Origin of the sequence: Fructobacillus cardui (genome assembly GCF_963580785.1) — a bacterium.
GTDB lineage: Bacteria > Bacillota > Bacilli > Lactobacillales > Lactobacillaceae > Fructobacillus > Fructobacillus cardui.
In genome coordinates this window covers 1-1,419 of sequence record NZ_CAUZLS010000017.1, presented here as the reverse complement: position 1 = coordinate 1,419, position 1,419 = coordinate 1, and the positions used below count along the sequence as shown (strand labels likewise).

The following is a 1,419-nucleotide window of genomic DNA, read 5'->3' as shown; positions in this document are numbered from 1 at the left end:
TGGCGCCACGATCATAAGATGTTAAAATTGAATAGCTCAAAGAATTTCTCCTCATGGTTTGTCTAGCAACTACCATTGTAAAGAATTCTTTGGGTTTTTTGTTTTTCAATTTTCGTTCGAATTAATTATAGAATCTGCCTTTTTTAAAGCACTTTAGTTTGTTCATTTTTAACAATTGAATCAAAAAGTCCACCAAATAAGTATAATCATGCGGAACGTACACGACCAACAGGCTTACTATCTTTACCAATCACAAAGACCATGTCATAGTCATCTTCACTAAATTCATCAGTGACTTACACACTAAAATTACGACTGCTGTAAACAGTCTGTTCTGGTGACCACTTATCTTCTAGAAATCGATTTTTGATGATAGTGGCTCGATGATTGGATAATTTACGCGGACGCATCCTTATTTTTGAATGCTGGTTATATTCGGCAAGCTGATGAGCAGAAAGTGCCCGATACATTTTTTAGCACGATTAACGGGTAAACGCAGGCCCATCTTCTGTTGTTTGGTGGAGCGAGCCAAACCTAGGCGAGTAGCGATTTGTGTTAAATTAGAAACCTTCTCCAATCCAGATTGCTAATTTAACACAATCTTCTAAAGTTAAGTGACGGCAATCCATTGTAAATACCTCTTGATATAAGACAAATATTTTGATTAATTTACATTGTGATAAAGATAGAAAACTACCTAATATTATAAATTAAGAACCGACCAGTGGCAGATCAATGCTCTCTCTGGTAGGCCCCGCAGCTTTTGATGACTGGATTTTGGTTAGTAAGTTTATTTTTCAATTGCTATTCGAATTAATTATAGAACCTGCCAAGAAATTAACTTAATTTATTCCAAACATTTTAAACAATGCTAATAAGACTAGCAATTTAAAAAAGCAGTCGAGACTTCCTTTTAGTCTCGACTGCTTTTAAAAGAGATTGATAATGATTAATGAACGATATGTTCAAATCATTTTGTGGATATAATTTGCCAATTCATTTAGTACTCATTACTTATTTCTCTTACGACGCGAGAAAATTCCCAGTCCTGCAAAACTAGTAAATAAAGCAAATAAAAGATTTGAATTAGACTTGTTTCGTTCAGACCTCAATCCTGTATTTGGCAAAACATGATTGGTGTCACTTTGAGAATTAACAACTTTATCAATTTGATGTGGAGTAACCGTATTTTCATCATGTTTATCAGTTGCCGTCGTATCAGTTGTGACTGTTGGGGCATCCTTCGTGTACTTGACCGTGTAAACCAAGTCACTTGAATCTGGCGTGACATTCTGAGCAGCGATGCTCGTTTGATCAGGCGTGTAACCCTTCAAAGTTGGGCTTGTCACTGCTGCAAAGCTTTGATCGGCTGTCCAATTACCATAAGTCTTTTCACCCGTTACAGCATCGGTTGAAACC

At 36.2% G+C, this 1,419-nt stretch carries 1 protein-coding gene and 1 pseudogene; both read right to left on the bottom strand.

Annotation, left to right across the window (positions count from 1 at the left end):
- Window positions 1-299 precede the first annotated feature (299 nt).
- Window positions 300-629: pseudogene (locus AABI20_RS07655) on the bottom strand (IS30 family transposase); the annotation flags it as partial.
- A 381-nt stretch (window positions 630-1,010) separates the two neighbouring features.
- On the bottom strand, window positions 1,011-1,419 hold a 409-nt coding region (locus AABI20_RS07540), incomplete at its 5' end, for a mucin-binding protein (protein WP_421825121.1).